Annotated in this window: 16 protein-coding genes and 1 riboswitch; of the genes, 9 read left to right on the top strand and 7 right to left on the bottom strand. The window is 58.9% G+C overall.

What is annotated here, in order from left to right:
- Positions 1-131: 131 nt before the first annotated feature.
- Both ligB and CAF87_RS12090 read left to right on the top strand, forming a co-directional pair.
- Positions 132-1,811 carry an NAD-dependent DNA ligase LigB gene (gene ligB / locus CAF87_RS12095; RefSeq protein ID WP_085731610.1) on the top strand — a complete coding sequence of 560 codons (1,680 nt, stop codon included), beginning with the start codon at positions 132-134 and terminating at the stop codon, positions 1,809-1,811.
- Positions 1,812-1,907: 96 nt separating this feature from the next.
- On the top strand, positions 1,908-2,303 hold the full coding sequence (locus tag CAF87_RS12090) for a DUF1090 domain-containing protein (RefSeq protein ID WP_085731609.1): 396 nt from the start codon (positions 1,908-1,910) through the stop codon (positions 2,301-2,303).
- A gap of 42 nt (positions 2,304-2,345) precedes the next feature.
- On the opposite strand, the gene CAF87_RS12085 is transcribed toward CAF87_RS12090, so the two are convergent.
- The gene (locus CAF87_RS12085; RefSeq protein ID WP_085731608.1) at positions 2,346-2,795 is read right to left on the bottom strand and encodes a cytochrome c; all 450 of its coding nucleotides are present in this window, start codon (positions 2,793-2,795) and stop codon (positions 2,346-2,348) included.
- Positions 2,796-2,923: 128 nt separating this feature from the next.
- On the opposite strand from CAF87_RS12085, the gene CAF87_RS12080 reads away from it, so the two are divergent.
- Positions 2,924-4,096 carry a murein transglycosylase A gene (locus CAF87_RS12080; protein ID WP_085731607.1) on the top strand — a complete coding sequence of 391 codons (1,173 nt, stop codon included), beginning with the start codon at positions 2,924-2,926 and terminating at the stop codon, positions 4,094-4,096.
- Positions 4,097-4,145: 49 nt separating this feature from the next.
- On the opposite strand, the gene CAF87_RS12075 is transcribed toward CAF87_RS12080, so the two are convergent.
- Both CAF87_RS12075 and CAF87_RS12070 read right to left on the bottom strand, forming a co-directional pair.
- Entirely contained in the window at positions 4,146-4,529 is a 384-nt protein-coding gene (locus tag CAF87_RS12075; protein ID WP_085731606.1) for an MAPEG family protein, read from the bottom strand.
- Between the two features lie 35 nt (positions 4,530-4,564).
- Entirely contained in the window at positions 4,565-5,398 is an 834-nt protein-coding gene (locus CAF87_RS12070) for an EamA family transporter (RefSeq protein ID WP_085731605.1), read from the bottom strand.
- Positions 5,399-5,636: 238 nt separating this feature from the next.
- Between CAF87_RS12070 and CAF87_RS12065 the strand changes: the two genes are divergently transcribed.
- On the top strand, positions 5,637-6,902 hold the full coding sequence (locus CAF87_RS12065) for a sodium:proton antiporter (protein ID WP_085731604.1): 1,266 nt from the start codon (positions 5,637-5,639) through the stop codon (positions 6,900-6,902).
- Here CAF87_RS12065 and CAF87_RS12060 read toward each other — a convergent pair whose 3' ends face one another.
- Together CAF87_RS12060 and CAF87_RS12055 are read right to left on the bottom strand one after the other, a co-directional pair.
- Positions 6,903-7,790 (bottom strand): formate/nitrite transporter family protein, encoded by an 888-nt coding sequence (locus CAF87_RS12060; protein ID WP_085731603.1) that lies wholly within the window; start codon positions 7,788-7,790, stop codon positions 6,903-6,905.
- Between the two features lie 73 nt (positions 7,791-7,863).
- A complete protein-coding gene (locus CAF87_RS12055) occupies positions 7,864-8,271 on the bottom strand; it encodes an acyl-CoA thioesterase (protein ID WP_085731602.1) in 408 nt (135 codons plus the stop codon).
- A 197-nt stretch (positions 8,272-8,468) separates the two neighbouring features.
- A riboswitch (S-adenosyl-L-homocysteine riboswitch) is annotated at positions 8,469-8,567 on the top strand.
- A 23-nt stretch (positions 8,568-8,590) separates the two neighbouring features.
- Here CAF87_RS12055 and ahcY point away from each other — a divergent pair.
- From ahcY to CAF87_RS12035, 4 genes are all read left to right on the top strand, one after another.
- Positions 8,591-10,000 (top strand): adenosylhomocysteinase, encoded by a 1,410-nt coding sequence (ahcY, locus tag CAF87_RS12050; protein WP_085709106.1) that lies wholly within the window; start codon positions 8,591-8,593, stop codon positions 9,998-10,000.
- A 192-nt stretch (positions 10,001-10,192) separates the two neighbouring features.
- Positions 10,193-11,038, top strand: coding sequence for a methylenetetrahydrofolate reductase [NAD(P)H] (gene metF / locus CAF87_RS12045; protein WP_085731601.1), 846 nt, complete (start codon positions 10,193-10,195; stop codon positions 11,036-11,038).
- A 168-nt stretch (positions 11,039-11,206) separates the two neighbouring features.
- Positions 11,207-12,019 carry an ABC transporter substrate-binding protein gene (locus tag CAF87_RS12040; RefSeq protein ID WP_085731600.1) on the top strand — a complete coding sequence of 271 codons (813 nt, stop codon included), beginning with the start codon at positions 11,207-11,209 and terminating at the stop codon, positions 12,017-12,019.
- Positions 12,020-12,241: 222 nt separating this feature from the next.
- A complete protein-coding gene (locus CAF87_RS12035; RefSeq protein ID WP_085709104.1) occupies positions 12,242-14,116 on the top strand; it encodes a DEAD/DEAH box helicase in 1,875 nt (624 codons plus the stop codon).
- Positions 14,117-14,185: 69 nt separating this feature from the next.
- Here CAF87_RS12035 and CAF87_RS12030 read toward each other — a convergent pair whose 3' ends face one another.
- Both CAF87_RS12030 and CAF87_RS12025 read right to left on the bottom strand, forming a co-directional pair.
- Complete coding sequence (locus CAF87_RS12030; protein ID WP_085731599.1) at positions 14,186-14,779, bottom strand: YceI family protein; 594 nt, start codon at positions 14,777-14,779, stop codon at positions 14,186-14,188.
- Between the two features lie 31 nt (positions 14,780-14,810).
- On the bottom strand, positions 14,811-15,362 hold the full coding sequence (locus CAF87_RS12025) for a cytochrome b (RefSeq protein ID WP_085731598.1): 552 nt from the start codon (positions 15,360-15,362) through the stop codon (positions 14,811-14,813).
- 330 nt (positions 15,363-15,692) lie between these two features.
- On the opposite strand from CAF87_RS12025, the gene CAF87_RS12020 reads away from it, so the two are divergent.
- Positions 15,693-17,558, top strand: a complete 1,866-nt coding sequence (locus tag CAF87_RS12020) for an anti-phage dCTP deaminase (protein WP_256576006.1) — start codon at positions 15,693-15,695, stop codon at positions 17,556-17,558.
- Positions 17,559-17,645: the final 87 nt, after the last annotated feature.

The following is a 17,645-nucleotide window of genomic DNA, read 5'->3' as shown; positions in this document are numbered from 1 at the left end:
TACAAGAAGCCCCGCACGGTTCGCCGTGCGGGGCTTTTTCATGGCCGCGAAACACCCGGCAAAACAGCCGACCGGCCCGCTGGAAAATCCCGGCTAGCCTTCAGGTATCTCCCTGAGCAAGGACGCTCACGATGCTTGCCACACTGCGCCTGTTTTGCATTTTCCTGCTGTTCTCCGCCCACCTCGGCGCCTTTGCTGACGATTGCCCGGACTGGGCTGTCGACCGGGCCCGAAGCGAAATCACCGCCCTGCAGCAGCAGATCGATCAGTGGGACGACACCTATCACCGCAAAGGCCGGTCGCTGATCGCCGATGAACTCTACGATCAGTCCCGCACCCGACTCGGCGAATGGCGCCAGTGCTTCAAACTTCCTTCACCGACCAAGCCGTTACGGACTGCGGCCGGTCCGGTCGCGCACCCGATCGCCCATACTGGTCTCGACAAACTTCACGACGCTGCGGACATCGAAGCCTGGCTGCGCGACCGCAAGGACGTCTGGGCACAACCCAAGATCGACGGCGTGGCCATCACGCTGGTCTATCGCGCCGGGCGTTTACAGCAGGCGATCAGTCGCGGCGACGGGATTCGGGGGCAGGACTGGACCGCCTCGGCACACCAGATCAGCGCCATTCCCCAGCAACTGACACAACCGCTGGATCTGTCAGTGCAGGGCGAACTCTATTGGCGACTGACCGACCATATCCAGGCTCGCGCCGGCAGCGCCAATGCCCGCGCAACAGTCGCCGGCCTGATGGGACGCAAGGACTTGAGTGCCGAACAGGCAGCGGGCATCGGGCTGTTTGTCTGGGACTGGCCGCTGGGACCGAACAGCCTGACAGAGCGAATCACAGGTCTGGCAACTCTGGGCTTCGCCACGATAGAACCTTACAGCCACCCCGTCAGTGGCCTTGCCGATGCGCAGCAGTGGCGCGATCACTGGTATCGCTCGCCGCTGCCCTTTGCCAGCGACGGCATCGTCCTGCGTCAGAGCCAGCGTCCTGCTGCCGAACGCTGGCAGGCGCGCTCGCCTTTCTGGGCCGTGGCCTGGAAGTACCCGTTCGCCCAGGCATTGGCCGATGTACGCAAGGTCAATTTCAAGATCGGCCGTACCGGGCGCATCACCCCTGTGCTGGAATTGACGCCGGTCATGCTCGACGACCGCCAGATCAGACGGGTCAGCGTCAGCTCACTCAAACGCTGGCAGGAACTGGATATTCGCCCTGGTGACCAAGTGGCGATCAGCCTGGCCGGGCTGACGATTCCGCGACTCGACAGCGTCGTGCTGCGCAGCACGGAGCGCGTCGAATTAAATGTCCCGTTCGCCAGCGACTTTCACCCGCTAAGCTGCTGGCAACCGACGCCCGGGTGCGAGAGTCAGTTCCTCGCGCGCCTGATCTGGCTTGGCGGCAAGCAAGGGCTGGCACTGCCCCATGTCGGTCGCGGCACGTGGGAGAAACTTCTGGATACAGGCCGCCTGAACAGCCTGCTGGATTGGTTGCCCCTCGACGAGCCAGAGCTTGCTAAGATTGCCGGCCTCGGCGAGCGCAGCAGCGCTCGCCTGTCGCACAGTTTTCACAGCGCTCGCCAGCGCCCTTTCACCCAATGGCTCAAAGCCCTCGGGCTGCCGCCGACCGGCCAGGCTTCCTTGGCTGACTCATGGCAAGCGCTGGCACAACGAAATACCGAACAATGGCAGGCAGAACCCGGAATCGGCCCCGGTCGTGCGGCGCAATTGAACGCTTTTTTTCGCGACCCGCAGGTGCTGGCCCTGAGTGAAACCTTACGTGCCGCCGGAATCGACGGTTTCTGAACATGCATCCCGGTACGCCGGGAACCCAACAGTCGCCGAAGCGCTCCAACAGCGCAGTGCTTTCCCGACCCGATTGCCTTTGCACATGGAGCTTTTATGAAATTTCTCGCACCGCTCGCCATGCTGACTCTTTGTGGCGTAATGGCCGCCCCCGCGATGGCTGGCGAAGACGCCCCGGGTCTGACCGGTTGTGCTGCCAAGAAGCAAGGCATCATCAATCAGATCGAACAGGCCAAATCCCGCGGCAACGCTGACCAGCAGGCCGGTCTGGAAACCGCCCTGCGCGAAGTCACCGAACACTGCACCGACGCCGGTCTGAAAAAGGAACGTGAAAACAAGGTGCTCGACGCCAAGCACGAAGTGAGCAAGCGCCAGGCAGATCTCGACAAAGCGATGAAGAAAGGCGATCCGGAGAAGATCGACAAGCGCAAGAACAAGCTCGCCGAGTCTCGCAAGGAATTGCAGGACGCGCTGGACGAACTGGACAAGTAACAAAGCAAGGGATCACAGCCAAAGGCTGCGATCCCTTGAACATCAATGATCCCGAAACTCTTTATGACAGGCACTGCAGGCATCTTCGACCTTCTGCACCGCCGGCCCCAGGTTACTGGCCTTGTACGGCTGAACCCTGCTGGCGATCACCAGCTCACCAGTGGCCGCCTCGAGGGTCCGGGCCATTTCCTGGAAACGTGCCTGTCGCTGCCAGACATCGTCCTTGGCGCTGGTGTGATCTTCTTCGCGCACCGACGGGAAATGCTTCCACGGTTCATGGGACAGCGCATCGAGCTTGACCGCGCCTTCCGTGAATTTCGGCCCGTCGAAGGGGATGCGTCCGCGCAGCATGCCGCCCAGATCTTCGCCGGTCTTGAGCATCTGCTTGAAGATCGCCTTGCGCTGGCCCAACGGGGAATTGGGATCGACACCGCCGCAGGCGGACAAGGTCAGACAGGCCAGCAATACAACAGAAAGTCTTTTAAGAGTCATGGTGGCTTCAGGTCACGGAATTCGGCGGCCAGTATCCTCGCCTCACCGCCAAACACCAATAGCCCTATTAATAATACGGGTTGCTTGCGCGCATGGAGCACGCCTGCAACCGACACAGGAAACTCTCCATGAACAGCCGTTTCAAGGCCTGGCGTCACCCACTCATCGCGACCCTGCCGCTGCTGGCAATCCTTGCCGGCTGCACCGGGGGCGACAGTGCCAAGCCGAAAACCCACGCACTGGCCACTTACTCCAGCGCCACCTGGGAAGCCCTGCCTGCGGTTTCCGACAACGATCTGGTGGCCGGTTTCGGTTCGTGGCGCAGCGCCTGCACCCGGCTCAAGGCTGACCCGATCTGGGGCGCCACCTGCGCGGCGGCCGCCAATGTGCCGCAAAGCGCCGGCGACATCCGCAGCTTCCTCAAGCAACACCTCGACGTCTTCGGTCTGCGTGCCGAGCACGACAATCCCAACGGTCTGATCACCGGCTACTACGAACCGGTCTACCCCGGCAGCCTGACGCAAACAGCAACCGCCAACGTGCCGGTGTACGGCGTGCCCGAGGACATGATCATCGTGTCCCTGGACAGCATTTACCCGGAGTTGAAAGGCAAGCGTCTGCGCGGACGCCTCGAAGGCCGGGTGCTCAAACCTTACGACGACGCCGCGACCATCGAGAGCAAAGGCGTCAAGGCGCCCGTGGTGGCATGGCTGACCGATCCGATGAACCTGCAATTCCTGCAGATCCAGGGTTCAGGGCGGATTCAGACCGATGACGGCCGGCAACTGCGCATCGCCTACGCCGACCAGAACGGTCATCCGTATCGACCGATCGGCCGCTGGCTGGTGGAACAGGGCGAGCTGAAGAAAGAAGACGTGACCATGGGCGCAATCAGCAACTGGGCCAAGGCCAATCCATCGCGCATTCCGGAGTTGCTGGGCAGCAACCCGAGCTATGTATTCTTCACCCGCAACCCGGACAGCAACGAAGGCCCGCGCGGCTCGTTGAATGTGCCGCTGACCGCCGGTTACAGTGCGGCGGTGGATCGCAAGGTGATTCCGTTGGGCAGCCTGTTGTGGCTGTCGACCACCCGCCCTGACGGCACGGCGCTGGTACGCCCGGTGGCAGCGCAGGACACCGGCGGCGCGATTGCCGGCGAGGTTCGTGCGGATCTGTTCTGGGGCACCGGCGATGCTGCCGGGCAACTGGCCGGTGACATGAAGCAGCAGGGGCAGATCTGGATGCTCTGGCCAAAAGGTGCGGCATTGCCGCAAGTGCCGCAGGTGGCCGACAAGCAGTAAGCGAAACACAAAAAATCGCAGGCCTCGTCAGCCTGCGATTTTTTCAGCTTCAGACCGAAACGAAGAAGAAACTGGCAATCAGCCCCATCCCGACAAACCACACCAGCGACCGCAGAATCGCCCAGTCCGCCAGATAGCAGATGATGTAGAGCAGACGACTGGTGATGAACAGCACCGCCAGCACATTGACCGTCACCAACTGCGCCGTGCCCACCAGATGCGCGACGATCACCGCCGCCGCAAATGCCGGCGTCACTTCAAAACTGTTCAGTTGCGCCGCATGGGCCCGTCGGGCCAATCCGTTCAGGCTTTCGAGAAAGTCTCGAGGATCGTGATTATCGCTCAGCCGATAACCACCGACAGCCTTGGCCACGCCCGTGCACACATAGGGCAGAAAAATCGCAATAAAAACGCACCACAGAGCCACCGTCATAACGCCGTCCTTCTTCAGTTTTTAGAGTTGGCGGGTCAGAACTTCATCACCAGCATGCCGATCAGCACCAGCCCACAGGCTAAGAGCCGTGGCCGGCCGAAAGGTTCTTTCAGGTAACGCATGCCGAACAGCACCACCAGAATCACGCTGATTTCACGCAACGCTGCCGCTTCGGCAATCGACCCCAGTTGCATCGCCCACAGCACCAGAGCGTAGCTGAACAACACGCAGAACCCGACCGCCAGACCCAGCTTCCATTGTTCACGCCAGAACTGCAGGAACGCCGGCCGCCTGGCGACCCACGCCAGCATCGGGAACGGCCAGGCGCTGAGCAGCGTGACCCAGACCAGGTAATCCAGCGGATGCGACCAGCGCCGCAAGGCCTGGCCATCGATGTAGGTGTAGCAGCCGATGCACAACCCGATCAGCGCCACCACCGGCAACATCGACCATGGCAGGTGTTTCCCGCCACCGCCCTGCCAGAGCAGGCAGGCCATGCCCAGCGGGATCAGCATGATTCCGAAGATCTGCTGGTTGGTCAGCACTTCACCGGCGAAGATCAGGGTCAGCGCCAGTACCACCAGTGGCGACAATCCGCGCATCAACGGATAGACCAGCCCCAGGTCGCCGACCCGATAGGCCTGGATCAGCAGGTAGCGATAAAGCAACTCGAACGCCGCCGACGCCAGAATCCACGGCCAGATTTCCTGCGGCGGCAGCCTGATGAAAGGAAAGGCCAGCGCGACAAACAACAGCGCCACGGTGTCCATGCAGGCCACCACCAGCAACCGCTCGGCGCTGAACTTGATCAGGGTATTCCACGCGGCGTGCAACAGCGCCGCCACCAACACCAGAGCTGTCGCCAGCACGTGTCACTCCTTCATTCTTGTTATTGAACCCGAGCCATTTGATCAGGTCTTTGCTTCGCGGTGTGTCAGGCGCTGTTTATACGTCAAGCGACCTCGCCATACCCGGTTGAGCACAGACCAATGCCAAAAAAATCCTGCCCGGGCCACACAATTGTGCCCCCACAGGGTGTCTACCCATCCAACCCTTGCGCCCATGAACAGGCGCGCTGTCTTTTCACCCCCATCCAAAGGACCCCGGATGCTTGAACTTGTCGCCGCTTTCATCTGCCTCACCACCCTCCTCACTTTCGTGAATTTCCGCTTCATCGGTTTGCCTCCGACCATCGGCGTGATGGTTACCGCACTGATGTTTTCCCTGTTGCTGCAAGGCCTGAGCCTACTGGGTTATCCCGGCCTGGAAGAGCGCGTACAGCAACTGATCGGCCAGATCGACTTCGGTGATCTGCTGATGAACTGGATGCTGTCGTTCCTGCTGTTCGCCGGCGCCTTGCACGTCAACCTGAACGACCTGCGCAGCTATCGCTGGCCCATCGGCCTGCTGGCGACCTTCGGCGTACTGATCGCCACCGCCGTGATCGGCAGCCTTGCCTACTACATCTTCGCCCTGTTCGGCTGGCACGTGAGCTTCCTCTACTGCCTGTTGTTCGGCGCACTGATTTCCCCGACCGACCCGATCGCGGTGCTCGGCGTGTTGCGTACAGCCAACGCCTCGAAGCCGTTGAAGACCACCATCGTCGGCGAATCGCTGTTCAACGACGGCACTGCCGTGGTGGTGTTCACCGTGTTGCTGGGCATCGCGCAACTGGGCGAAACCCCGACCATCGGCGCCACCGCCATGCTGTTTGCCCATGAAGCCATCGGCGGCGTGCTGTTCGGCGGGCTGATCGGTTATCTGGTGTACCTGATGATCAAGAGCATCGAGCAGCACCAGATCGAAGTCATGCTGACCTTGGCGCTGGTCATCGGCGGCTCGGCGATGGCCACCGAGCTGCACGTCTCGGCGCCGATTGCGATGGTGGTCGCCGGTCTGATCATCGGCAACCTCGGCCGCAACCTGGCGATGAACGACATGACGCGTAAATACCTGGACGGTTTCTGGGAGTTGCTCGACGACATGCTCAACGCCCTGCTGTTCGCGCTGATCGGCATGGAGCTGTTGCTGCTGCCGTTCAACTGGCTGCACGTGGCGGCAGCAAGCCTGCTGGCGCTGGCGATTCTGTTGTCGCGTCTGCTCACCGTGGCCCCGGCCATCGTTCTGTTGCGGCGCTGGCGCACGGTGCCGCGCGGCACCATCCGGATCCTGACCTGGGGCGGTTTGCGTGGCGGTGTTTCGGTGGCCTTGGCACTGGCCCTGCCATTGGGCCCGGAGCGCGATCTGTTACTGAGCATCACCTACATCGTGGTGCTGTCGTCGATCCTGCTGCAGGGTCTGACCATCGGCAAACTGGTCAAGCACGCCACCCGTGATGAGCCGTCAGCCACTGTCGAATCTGCGCACCCTTGATCATTTCTTGATCTGCTGCGGATCGGGCTTTTCCGCCTGATCCGCAGACTCCTTAGGTTTGCCGCTTTCGCTGCGGATCTGCGCATGGCTGATCAGGGCGAAGATGAAACTGCCGCCGATGATGTTCCCCGCCAGGGTCGGCCCGGCAAACACCGCCCAGAACTCACTCCACGGCAACTCGCCGGCAAACACCAGATACGACACCTCCGCCGAACCCACCACGATGTGCGTAAAGTCGCCCAGCGCCATGAGGTAGGTGATGAGGATAATGATCCACATCTTCGCGCTCTCCATGGACGGGATCATCCAGACCATGGTGGCGATCATCCAGCCGGAAACGATGCCCTTGGCGAACATCTGGCTCGCGTGGTTTTCCATGACCTTGCGACCGATTTCGAGGAAAGCTGCGTCGGTCTTGCTGTCGAAGATCGGCAGCTCGAGCATCACGTACGCCACCAGAATCGTCCCGCACAGGTTGCCGAACAGCACCACCGTCCAGAGTCGGATCAAGCGGCCGAAATTGCCGAGCGTCGGTTTGGTCATGACCGGCAGAACAGCGGTCAGGGTGTTTTCGGTGAACAGTTGCTGACGGGCGAGGATCACCGCGAGGAAACCGGCGCAGTAGCCGAAGCTGGCGATCACCTTGAACTCGTCACCCTCGGGCAGACGGGAATTGAGCAGGCCCATGCCCATCAGCGACAGGCCCATGGTCAGCCCGGCCGCCAACGCCGACCACCACAACGCGGCGATGCTGCGCTCAAGTTCCTGATCGCCCTGTTTGCGGATGATTTCATGCAGGACCGCCGCCCGGGGCGGTTGGTTTTTCTCGACTTCGTGTTGTTCCTTGGCCGAGAGGTCGGGGGTCTTGCCGTCTGTTGGCGTGGTCATGGCGAGAAACCGGTGGCGGGGTCATAAAGCTACGACACGCGCCGCTCGGTTTCCGTTCTGTGGGATGCGCCGATTACTCGGTAACGGGCGCGTCATCCTTGAACTGATCTTTAACGTACTTGATTTCGGTCCGCCCGTGCGGCGCCGGCAGGCCGTCTTCGCCGAGGTTGACGAAGACCATCTTCTCGACGGTCAGGATGCTCTTGCGAGTGATCTTGTTGCGCACTTCACAGGTCAGGGTGATCGAGGTGCGGCCGAACTCGGTGGCGGTGATGCCCAGTTCGATGATGTCGCCCTGGCGCGAGGCGCTGACGAAGTTGATCTCGGAAATGTACTTGGTCACCACACGCTGGTTGCCCAGTTGAACGATGGCGTAGATCGCCGCTTCTTCGTCGATCCAGCGCAGCAGGCTGCCGCCGAACAGGGTGCCGTTGGGGTTGAGGTCTTCGGGTTTTACCCACTTGCGGGTGTGGAAATTCATCTTCACTCCTGAGCGTCTTGCCGAATGATGGCGCCATCTTGGCAGACTGAGCGGTCATGCTCCATGAGGGTTCTACTATGGTCGCTATTAGCGATCTTCATCTGGCCGACAGAAACCCTTTGGAAGATCAGTCTAGACGGCTATAATCGCCCCCGTTTCAAAACGGTAACGTTCACTTGATACCGTTTGCCCGCCACCTGTCCGAGGGGCGCTGCAGCAGGTTCAACCTGTCAGGCTCGGATGGGGCGTTGACTGGCTCAGGCCGGACACTAAACGCACAACGGCGCCCATTCGCATACATTACGAATGGAGGCTCTTCATGAGCGCTGTTATCACGCCTGCAGATTTTAACGATTACAAAGTTGCCGACATGTCCCTGGCTGCCTGGGGCCGTCGCGAAACCATCATCGCCGAGTCGGAAATGCCGGCCCTGATGGGTCTGCGTCGCAAGTACGCTTCCGAGCAGCCGCTCAAAGGCGCAAAAATCCTCGGCTGCATCCACATGACCATTCAGACCGCCGTGCTGATCGAAACCCTGGTTGCCCTGGGTGCCGAAGTACGCTGGTCGTCCTGCAATATTTTCTCGACTCAGGATCAGGCCGCTGCTTCCATCGCCGCTGCCGGCATCCCGGTTTTCGCCTGGAAAGGCGAGACTGAAGAAGAGTACGAGTGGTGCCTGGAGCAGACCATCCTGAAGGATGGCCAGCCATGGGACGCCAACATGATCCTCGACGACGGCGGCGACCTGACCGAGCTGCTGCACAAGAAATACCCACAGGTTCTGGACCGCGTTCACGGCGTGACCGAAGAAACCACCACCGGCGTACACCGTCTGCTGGACATGCTGGCCAAGGGCGAACTGCGCATCCCGGCCATCAACGTCAACGACTCGGTGACCAAGTCCAAGAACGACAACAAGTACGGCTGCCGTCACAGCCTGAACGACGCCATCAAGCGCGGCACCGACCACCTGCTGTCCGGCAAGCAAGCGCTGGTCATCGGCTACGGTGACGTGGGCAAGGGTTCGGCCCAGTCCCTGCGTCAGGAAGGCATGATCGTTAAAGTGTCCGAAGTCGACCCGATCTGCGCCATGCAAGCCTGCATGGACGGTTTCGAACTGGTTTCGCCGTTCATCGACGGTATCAACGACGGCACCGAAGCAAGCATCGACAAAGCGCTGCTGGGCAAGATCGACCTGATCGTGACCACCACCGGTAACGTCAACGTTTGCGACGCAAACATGCTCAAAGCCCTGAAGAAGCGCGCCGTAGTCTGCAACATCGGTCACTTCGACAACGAAATCGACACCGCTTTCATGCGCAAGAACTGGGCATGGGAAGAAGTGAAGCCACAGGTACACAAGATCCACCGTACAGGCCCGGGCGCTTTCGACGCTCAGAACGACGACTACCTGATCCTGCTGGCCGAAGGCCGTCTGGTGAACCTGGGCAACGCCACCGGTCACCCAAGCCGCATCATGGACGGTTCGTTCGCCAACCAGGTTCTGGCGCAGATTTTCCTGTTCGGCCAGAAGTACGCCGACCTGTCGCCAGCCCAGAAAGCCGAGCGTCTGACCGTTGAAGTACTGCCGAAGAAACTCGACGAAGAAGTGGCCCTGGAAATGGTTCGCGGATTCGGCGGCGTGGTCACCCAACTGACCAAGCAACAGGCTGACTACATCGGCGTGACCGTCGAAGGCCCGTTCAAGCCGCACGCTTACCGCTACTAAGACAAGAGCAGCTGCGAGCTACAAGCTTCAAGCGGCAAGCAAGGTCAAAAGCCGGACTTGCCGTACGAAGCTTGAGAGCTCTGCCCCTATTTCAAAACAGTTTCAGGCAGCAGGTTTCACGCACGAGAGTTCAGCGCACCTCCGCTTCTTTCGCAGCGTGTAGCTTGCCGCTCGTAACTGGAGGCTCCCTCCATGTCCCAAGAACGCCGCTACAGCTTCGAGTTCTTCCCGACCAAGACCGATGCTGGGCATGAAAAACTGCTCGCCACTGCCCGTCAGCTGGCCACCTACAATCCTGACTTCTTTTCCTGCACCTACGGCGCGGGCGGCTCGACCCGTGACCGCACGCTGAACACCGTGCTGCAGCTGGAAAGCGAAGTCAAAGTACCCGCCGCCCCGCACCTGTCGTGCGTCGGCGACAGCAAGGACGACTTGCGCGGCCTGCTGAACGAGTACAAGGCTGCCGGCATCAAGCGCATCGTTGCCCTGCGTGGCGACCTGCCGTCCGGCATGGGCATGACCAGCGGTGAGCTGCGTCACGCCAATGAGCTGGTTGAGTTCATTCGTGAAGAAACCGGCAATCATTTCCACATCGAAGTCGCCGCTTACCCGGAGATGCATCCGCAAGCGCGCAACTACGAAGACGATCTCGCCAATTTCGTGCGCAAGGCCCGTGCCGGTGCCGACAGCGCGATCACCCAGTACTTCTTCAACGCCGACAGCTACTTCTACTTCGTCGACCGTTTGCAGGCGCTGGGCGTGGACATTCCGGTCGTGCCGGGGATCATGCCGATCACCAACTACAGCAAACTCGCGCGTTTCTCCGATGCCTGCGGTGCGGAAATCCCGCGCTGGATCCGCAAGCAGCTGGAAGCCTACGGCGATGACAGCCAAAGCATTCAGCGCTTTGGTGAGCAAGTCGTCACCGAGATGTGCGAACGCCTGCTGCAAGGCGGCGCGCCTGGCCTGCACTTCTATTCCATGAACCAGGCCGAACCGAGCCTGGCGATCTGGAACAACCTGAAGTTGCCACGCTGATACCGCTGCACGTCTCAAGCTGAAGACGTCATGCGACAACAGAAGATCGCAAGTTTCGACAGCTCCTGTGGGGGTGTCGCAACTGCGATCTTTTGCTTTTAAGGCCCGAAACAGAGCTTCTGCTGCCAGTTTCTGGCTCTTTGGCGTTTCTCGTCGTAATCTCAAGTCATGCCTTTGATCACGCAGTTATTCGCCGTGCTGGTTTTTGCTTGCCTGAGCTTTGCGGCTCGAGGCGAGAAGCTGCGTATCGTCACCGAACCGTGGGCGCCGTACGTGTATGAAGCCGATGGCAAGAAGCTCGGCTTGGACTACGAAACCACTGCCATCGTGTTCAAGCGCCTTGGAATCGATGTCGAGTGGCAGTTCCTGCCATGGAAGCGCTGTCTGTCGATGCTCGAAACCGGGCAGGCCGACGGTGCGCTGGACATCTTTCACAGCGACGAACGCGACGCCACCCTGCTCTACCCGAGCGAACCGCTGTCGGACGTCGAGTTCGTGATGTTCTACGCCAACGACCGACCGCACCCTTTTCGCAGCCTTGAAGACCTCAAGGGCCTGACCATCGGCACCTCGCCGGGTTATCTGTACAGCCCGGACTTCAGCGAATCGACCCTGTTCAACCGGGAACCGGCCCCGACCCACGAAGCCAATTTCGGCAAACTGGTGCGCGGGCGCATCGACCTGCTGATAACCGATCGCCGTGTGGGTCAGCATTTGCTTGATGAACTGAATATCCGCGATCAGATCACTGAAAACCCCACCGTCATCAGCCGTCAGAGCCAGTTTTTGGCCGTTCGGCGCAACGCAGGGATGGATTTGCTGGTGCAGCGCTTCGGCGCCGAACTCAAGCGTTTCAAGCGCGAACCGGCCTATGCAGAGCTGAGCGCGCGCTACGGTGCAGCCCCGGTTTCGGAAAAACCCTTGAGCAGCGCCACCGCCAGCGGCAAAACCGTTGAGCAGCAGGAAAGGGGCGCACAGTGATTGCTCTGTTATACTCCGGCGTTCCCGCCAGGCTCACGCCCGGACGCCCGGAACCGTTACAGGCCTCCCGACCCGCTACAGCGCAGCTTTTCAGCCCGCGCGAGCGCTCCGGACGTGCCTTCGGAACCGCAGCAGGACCGGACGGGATTGCGTCCTCTTAAACGCCATTCGCGCCAGGCAAGACTCCCATTGGGCCAAGCCCTAACTAAAACAGGATTACTCATGTCCTTTGCTTCCCTCGGTCTCTCCGAGGCTTTGGTCCGCGCTATCGAAGACGCGGGCTATACCGAGCCTACTCCGGTGCAACAGCGGGCCATTCCCGCCGTGTTGCAAGGTCGCGACCTGATGGTTGCGGCACAGACAGGTACCGGTAAAACCGGCGGTTTCGCCCTTCCGATCCTGGAGCGGCTGTTCCCCAACGGTCACCCGGACAAATCCCAGCGCCACGGCCCGCGCCAGCCGCGCGTCCTGGTCCTGACCCCGACCCGCGAACTCGCGGCCCAGGTACACGACAGCTTCAAGATCTACGCCCGTGACCTGAAATTCGTCAGCGCCTGCATCTTCGGCGGCGTCGGCATGAACCCCCAGGTTCAGGCCATGTCCCGCGGTGTGGACGTGCTGGTTGCCTGCCCGGGTCGTCTGCTCGACCTGTGCGGCCAGGGCAGCATCGATCTGTCCCATGTTGAAATTCTCGTGCTGGACGAAGCCGACCGCATGCTCGACATGGGCTTCGTCCATGACGTGAAGAAAGTCCTCGCCCGCCTGCCGGCCAAGCGCCAGAACCTGCTGTTCTCGGCGACCTTCTCCAAAGACATCACCGACCTCGCCGGCAAGCTGCTGCACAACCCGGAACGCATCGAAGTGACGCCGCCGAACACCACGGTCGAGCGCATCGAGCAACGCGTTTTCCGTCTGCCGGCCAGCCACAAGCGTGCGCTGCTGGCTCACCTGATCACCGCCGGCGCCTGGGAACAGGTACTGGTGTTCACCCGTACCAAGCACGGCGCCAACCGTCTGGCCGAGTACCTCGACAAACACGGCCTGCCGGCTGTGGCGATCCACGGCAACAAGAGCCAGAACGCCCGCACCAAAGCCCTGGCCGATTTCAAGGCCAACCAGGTACGCATCCTGGTTGCCACCGACATCGCGGCGCGCGGCCTGGATATCGACCAGTTGCCACACGTGGTCAACTTCGAACTGCCGAACGTCGATGAAGACTACGTGCACCGTATCGGTCGTACCGGCCGTGCCGGTCGTTCGGGCGAAGCGATCTCGCTGGTGGCACCGGACGAAGAAAAACTGCTGAAAAGCATCGAACGCATGACCAAGCAGAAAATCGCCGACGGCGATCTGATGGGCTTCGACGCCAGCACCATCGAGGCCGAAAAGCCTGAAGTGCGCGAGCGTCCGGACATGCGCAACCCGCGCAACGGTCGTGGCCCGCGCGGCGATGGCCCGAATGGCGGCGGTGGCGGCGGTCGTAAAGACAAAGGCAAAGACAAGGGCAAGGAAAAACCTGCCGGCGAACGCGGTGAGCGTGGCGAGCGTCCAGCCCGTCAGCAGAAACCACGCGAAGGCACCCCGGCCCGCGAACAGCGCCAGCCAAGCCAGCCGCCACGTGCTGCGGCTGATCGTGCACCGGACGAGTTCCTCGACGACGATATCGATAACTTCGGTAACCGCGTTGATTACGTACCGAAGCAGGCACCTGCCGGTGGTCGCAACCGTCGCCCAGGTGCTCCGGCGCAAGGCGCGGGTTCGGGCGCTCCACGCGGCGGTCAGTCGCAAGGTCGCCAGAACGGCCCGCGCAACAGCAACGGCTCGAGCACCGGCACCCCGCCGGGCAAACGCAACGGCCCGCGCAACGGAGCCCCGCGTGACGGCCAGGGTCGCCGCGACGAAAACTCGCGCAACCGCCGTCCGGCCCGTGACGATCAGCAACGTGCCGAACCGGCCGTGCAGAACCCGCGCAGCAGCGGCCCGAAGATCATGCACAAGGAATCGAAAGCCGACCGCTTCCCGACGCCTGAGCAGCTCGATCAACTGCCAAGCCGCCCACGCGGTGAGAAACCGGCCTTGCTGACCCGCAATCGCTGAGTTTCGACAAGGCAATAAAAAACGCCCCCGGTCGCAAGACCGGGGGCGTTTTTGTGTGTCAGGCGAAAATTACTTCGCTTTGACACCTTCGAACGAGATGTACAGGTCGACTTTGTCAGACTGTGGACCCAGGTCCATCATCTTGCCGAAATCAGAACGCTTGATGCTGGTGGTGCCTTCGAAGCCGGCACGGTAGCCGCCCCATGGATCCTTGCCTTCACCCAGGAAAGTGGCCTTGACCACGATTGGCTTGGTCACGCCGTGCAGGGTCAGGTCACCGGTCACGTCAGCAGTGTCTTTGCCATCGGCGTTCTTGCCGGTGGACTTGACGCTGGTGGAGACGAACTTGGCGTCAGCGAATTTGCCCACGTCCAGGAAGTCTTTGCTGGCGATGTGCTTGTCACGCTCGGCGTGGTTGGTGAACACGCTGGCGGTCTTCACGTCGAACTCGATCTTGCTGTCTTCAGGCTTGGCAGCATCGAAGCTGAACTTGCCGCTGATGTCCTTGAAGGTACCGGTGATGTAGCTGTAGCCCAGGTGGCTGATCTTGAAGTCGACGAAGGCGTGCTGGCCTTCTTTGTCGACGGTGTAGTCAGCAGCCATTACGTTGGCGGACAGCACGGCAGAACCGATTGCCAGAGCGGCCAGAGTCTTTTTCAACATGCTTTCTTTTCCTTTGAGTCGAGGTTGAGCTTCAGGCTTTGCGACCGAGCATTCGAGTGAGGGTCGCATCACGATCGATAAAGTGGTGCTTCAATGCTGCCAACGCATGGAGGCCGGAAAAAATTACCAGCGCCCACGCCAGGTACAAATGAATCACCCCGGCGGTATCTGCCTGATCCGGTAGTCCGGAAACCAGTGCAGGAACTTCAAACAGGCCAAACACCGGAATCCCGACACCGTCTGCGGTGGAAATCAGGTAACCGGCAATCATCACGGCGAACAGCGCAAGGTACAGAAACCCGTGGCCGAACTTTGCGCCGATGCGGGTCATGCGGCTGTAGCTCTGCAGCGTTGGCGGCGGAGGGCTGACAAAGCGCCACAGCACCCGCAACACCATCACAGCCAGCAGCACCAGACCGATGCTCTTGTGCAGATCCGGCGCGTCTTTGCGCCAGCTGCTGTAGTAATCCAGCCCTACCATCCACAGACCCAGCGCGAACAGCCCGAAGACCGCCAGCGCCACACCCCAGTGCATGAAGATGCTGACCCAACCGTAGCGCGAAGAAGAGTTACGTAGCTGCATTGCCCAAATCCTGTGAGAACTGCGAACCAAGACTAGCGAGTTATCTATCGAATTAAAGCGGAAAATTTCGCTTTGAAATATCGAGAAATACGATCAAGAGCTTCTGACTGTCGCGTTAAGGAAAGATTAACCCATAGCAGAATCACACGTCTTAGCGAGAAAAATCATACAAATCCAGCACCCACTCACGTAGTCGCTCATCAGAAAATTCTTCAATTCATTTAGGAATTCGAGGCGATTTGAGTGGGATAGCAGGACAGAAGCTATGCGTTTTTTTGACCATCGGAACAAAAACCTTGAGGGGGCTTTCGTATCTGGACCTATGACAGAGTGGCTACTACTCTCAGGTGGGGCAAACGTAAGTCCATTGTCCAACAGCTGGAACAGTGCCTGACGGACCGCAATTCAACACAGGGAAAAAAGATGCGTTTTGACGGCGAACTCGAAGAATTAATGCAAAAATTAAACTCTCTCCAGCATGCTGGAGAATGGAGAGTCGTCAACCAAAACCAACATCAATTCAGAGCCAATAGCAAAGGAATCATGAATTGGTTCCCCTCAACGGGGAGCATCACATTTCAAGGAAACCCGAGATCCGCCGAACAATTAAGACTACTTGTTGAAGGATTACTGATCAGCGGCACAGATTCTGAACACCCATACATCGAACAAACTTCGATAGAGGTAGAAACTGCTTTCGCTGAACTATCAACAAGCTCGACAGAGACAGGCGCATATTTCCTCGATGACTCCTACTCAGACTCTGAGTTGGTTATCGGCCTGGTTGGCACGATCGGTACCAACCTAAACGAAATTGCAAGACTCATAGAGGAACGGCTTTACAAATTCAACTACACAACAGAAAACATAAAAATCTCTACGGATATAATCTCTACATTAGGCTCCCCACTTTCAAGCACAGATGAATTTGGCAGGATCAGTTCTTTTATGGAGGAAGGGAACAACCTAAGGAAAAACAGCAAAGACAATTCAATACTTGCTCTCGGCGCTGCTGCCAGGATCAACCTTCTACGAGGCAAGCAAGAAGCCTTGCGCAGAAAAGCTTTTATTATCAATTCACTGAAGAACCCTGCCGAAGTACAAAGGCTACGAAAAATATACTCGAACGGGTTTTTCTTAATTGGCGTCCACGCTGACCACACAAGACGGCATGACTATTTAACAAAAGAAAAATCGATCCCCGAGGAGCAAGCCTCTAAATTGATCGACAGAGACGCGGACGAACGCGATGACTATGGCCAACACACGAAGGACACCTATCATTTATCCGACTTTTTCATCGACTACAACGGCAACTCCGACTCATTGAAAAAGCAGATATGGCGAGTTTTTGATCTGCTTTTTGGCAAGCCATACGTAACGCCAACATTCGATGAATACGCAATGTTCATGGCATTCTCAGCGTCATTAAGATCTGCTGATCTTTCTCGACAGGTGGGTGCAGTTCTAACGAAAGACAGATGCATCGTCTCAACAGGTGCTAACGATGTACCAAAAGCACATGGAGGGCTGTACTGGCCGGAAGTAGACGACGTCACTCAAGAAATCGTTGACGCAAAGGATGGTCGCGACTACATGAGAGGAGAAGACTCTAACGCCACACAGAAAAAATTAATTATCGACAGCATTCTTGAAGTAATCCCAGAAGAATACAAAGAAAAACTAAAACCCTTGATCAAGGGCAGCAAGATAAAAGACATCACCGAATATGGAAGAGTTGTTCATGCAGAAATGGAGGCACTTCTTTCAAGCTCAAGGCTAGGAATTAGTACATATGGTAGCGATTTATACTGCACGACATTCCCCTGTCACAATTGTGCGAAGCACATTGTGGCTGCTGGAATCAAGAGAGTTGTATATGTTGAGCCATACCCGAAAAGCAAAGCACTCGACTTTCACTCAGATTCCATATCACTGAATCAAAGAAGCAGCAACGTTGTATTTGCACCGTTTATCGGAGTTGGCCCACGAAGCTTTTTCAACCTATTCTCCACTAACCTCGGTAGTGGCTATCCAGTAACCAGAAAATCCGAGGATGGTCAGGCTCTTGACTGGAATGAGTCCGATGCTAAATTACGCACCCAAATGCTGCCTTGCTCGTACATTGAACGCGAAACCATAGCTGCAACCCTTCTATCAAGGTACCTAGAGGAAAGCCAAAATGACGCCCACTAAAGAAGAGTTTCTCAACCATTTAGCGGAATCTCGCCGTACCGTTGAGCAATGGCCTTCTTGGAAGCAAGAGGCACTCAAAGCGTCTCC

The organism is Pseudomonas sp. R38(2017), assembly GCF_002112395.1.
Taxonomy (GTDB): Bacteria; Pseudomonadota; Gammaproteobacteria; order Pseudomonadales; family Pseudomonadaceae; genus Aquipseudomonas.
This window is presented reverse-complemented; position numbering and strand designations above follow the sequence as displayed.